Annotated in this window: 2 protein-coding genes and 1 pseudogene; all 3 read left to right on the plus strand. The window is 66.5% G+C overall.

From position 1 onward, the window contains the following. A partial coding sequence (locus tag FBT96_RS09555; RefSeq protein WP_394347666.1) for a hypothetical protein occupies positions 1-251 on the plus strand: 251 nt, incomplete at its 5' end. Between the two features lie 75 nt (positions 252-326). Further along, positions 327-746, plus strand: coding sequence for a hypothetical protein (locus tag FBT96_RS09560; protein ID WP_136906071.1), 420 nt, complete (start codon positions 327-329; stop codon positions 744-746). After that, positions 739-1,145: pseudogene (locus FBT96_RS09565) on the plus strand (antitoxin of toxin-antitoxin stability system); the annotation flags it as partial. The gene FBT96_RS09560 and the pseudogene FBT96_RS09565, both read left to right, overlap by 8 nt.

The raw sequence follows: 1,145 nt of genomic DNA on the forward strand, positions 1-1,145 counted from the left end.
CAGATGGCGCCCTCGGCCGTCGATCTGGCCCGGATCTTTGCCGCGCCGCTGACGTGACCGATCCCGCCTATCTGCGCCTCGGCCTGTCGGTGACGGCATCGCCGCTGGCCGTCCTGCGTGCGGCGGTTCGGGCGCTTCATTCCGATACCCGCGCCGTTCGCGGGTTTCGGGCGGCGCGCAAGCGGTTCTACCGGCAGATGCTTTGCGCACATGCGGCGCGTCAGGCCGCAGGCGACCAGCGCACCGGCTGAGCGCGCCCGCCCATCGTTTCGTCCCAATCCAGCACCCGGCCTCTTGGCCGGGCTTCTCACTCTCAGGAGGTTCCCATGGCGGACTACTTCACCCATTTTTCGTGCCTGATCGATGTCGGGACGGCCGAAAAGGCCGCCCGCGCGCTCGCGCTGTTTGCGGATTTGCGCGCGGCGGATCAGGACGCCGACGACCCGGAGGTCGCGGGTTTCGAGCTCGCGCGTCAGGATGCGCCCGAAGGCAGCATCCTCTGGATTCATGACGACGAACACGGTGATGTCGAGGCCGTCATCCGCTTCGTGCTGCGGCTCGCCGAAGACCTCGACCTCACCGGCCTCTGGGGCTTCCAATATGCCCTGACCTGTTCCCGCCCGCGCATAGATGCCTTCGGCGGAGGCGCGCATATCATCGATTTGGGCGCGCGCAAATCCATCGGTTGGATCAGCACGCAGGAATGGCTGGCCTCCGCACTGAACGGGGAGGACATCGATGCCTGAGGTGATCTGCACGACGGTCTACCAGTTCCCTGAACTCTCGGATGCCGCCAAGGAGAAAGCGCGCAGCTGGTATCGCGACCTCGCGCCCCCCGACGATTGGTGGGACGCGGTCTATGAGGATTTCGAGCGGATATGTGAGATCCTTGGCATCCGCCTGAAGACTACGCCCATCCGCCTGATGGGCGGCGGGACGCGGGCCAAGCCCTGCATCTGGTTCTCCGGGTTCTGGAGCCAAGGGGACGGCGCCTGCTTCGAGGGCTATCTTGGCCACGCCAAAGGTGCGGCCGCGCGCATTCGGGACTATGCCCCGACCGACGCGACGCTGCACGGCATTGCCGACCGGCTCCAGGCCATCCAGCGCCGGAACTTCTATCAACTCGCGGCCGAGGCGACCCATCG

The sequence above is a fragment of the Rhodobacter capsulatus genome (assembly GCF_005144475.1).
Lineage (GTDB): Bacteria > Pseudomonadota > Alphaproteobacteria > Rhodobacterales > Rhodobacteraceae > Rhodobacter > Rhodobacter capsulatus_C.

Coding starts and splice junctions, on each gene's coding strand:
- FBT96_RS09560 (WP_136906071.1), top strand. CDS start 327: ATGGCGGACTACTTCACCCATTTTTCGTGCCTGATCGATGTCGGGACG.